Source organism: Candidatus Symbiopectobacterium sp. NZEC135 (assembly GCF_025962695.1).
This window is the reverse complement of sequence record NZ_JAGFPF010000483.1, coordinates 1-1328: the sequence shown is the minus strand read 5'-3', so window position 1 is coordinate 1328 and position 1328 is coordinate 1. Positions and strand designations below refer to the sequence as shown.

Below are 1328 nucleotides of genomic sequence, written 5' to 3'. Positions count from 1 at the left end.
CGCACCGCCCTGTTCAACAAACAGCGCGTGATAATCAGCCGTTAATGCACTGATATCAACGCTCTGCTGCATGCGCTCCAGCAAAGCATCCTGATTAAGCGGCCAATGCGGCTTGAGTTTGCCCTGTTCAATCATCGTCAACAAGGGGGTAACCACGGCGTCGTCAGGAGCCCGATTAAACAGCGTACCGAGCAGCCGGCATACCAATGAGAATTCGTTCATGTCATACCTGTTGTTATTATGGTGATTAAGTGACAACGTCACTTAATGATTACAAAGCCGCCAGTTCAACGATAGCTGGACGACCACGTTGTTCCAGAAAATCTAAAACGCGACGAGGACTGACGTTCAGTATGCGCTCTTGCGGAAAATCGATTTCCTGCAAAATGCGTTCGCAGTGGGTAAAATCGCCCAATGTGAATGCAATATGGGAATCAGAGCCAAGCGCCAGCCTTCCGCCCGCGTCGCGTACCGCCTCAGCAATGGCGCGACAGTTGGGTCCACTGCCTTTGCGTGAATGCATAAATGAGGAATTATTCAGCTCTAATGCAACGTCATAGTGCGCTGCGGCTTGTGCCACGGCGGCAATATCAATCGGATATCTGGGGTTGCCCGGATGGCTGATGATATGTACGTTGCCACTCGCCATGGTGGCAATCAGCGCCTCGGTATGAGTAACACGATCCTGCGGTGGAAACACCGGTTCATGAAAGCCGGCAATGACCACGTCCATTTGCTCCAGCATGATCCCGGTACAGTCGATATCGCCCTGACGGTTTTTGATATTGGATTCAATACCACGCAGGATGCCAACGCCATCGACCAACCGTGGCCAGACACGCATATTCATAAAGTGCCAATAGTGCGGCGCATCTGCCATATCAGGACCATGATCGGTAATAGCAAACAGGCGGATATTTTTCAGCTTGGCCTCTGCAATATAGTCATGCAGGGTGCTATAGGCGTGGGTACTGGCGACAGTATGCATATGTAAATCGACGGGATACATGGTCTCTCCTGGCTAGGTATTTCATCTTCAGCATACCATTTATCATCGGCACTGGCAGCCTGCGCCGCAGCTATAACCAAAATTTAACATCACTATCGCGCGCGATACGAACCAAAATTGGTCAGCAAATCAGCAAATTGCACTAAGTTTGGCTAAACGCGCATTTTGTTGCATAAACCCGTTGACGCTGCCCAGCAATTTACCTACATTAGCGCCCGTCGCCGCAGCATATCGGCAGCGAACAATCCGGTGAGGTGTCTGAGTGGCTGAAGGAGCACGCCTGGAAAGTGTGTATACGTGAAAGCGTATCGAGGGTTCG

General features: G+C 50.9%; 1 protein-coding gene and 1 pseudogene. Both read right to left on the bottom strand.

From position 1 onward, the window contains the following. Positions 1 to 222 (bottom strand): annotated as a pseudogene (locus J5224_RS28095) (molecular chaperone); the annotation flags it as partial. A gap of 49 nt (positions 223 to 271) precedes the next feature. Beyond that, positions 272 to 1009, bottom strand: coding sequence for a phosphatase (locus J5224_RS28090; RefSeq protein WP_264628402.1), 738 nt, complete (start codon positions 1007 to 1009; stop codon positions 272 to 274). Positions 1010 to 1328 lie beyond the last annotated feature (319 nt).

What these genes read in the sequence shown, in the direction of transcription:
- J5224_RS28090 (WP_264628402.1), bottom strand. Translation starts at nt 1,009, where the DNA reads ATGTATCCCGTCGATTTACATATGCATACTGTCGCCAGTACCCACGCC.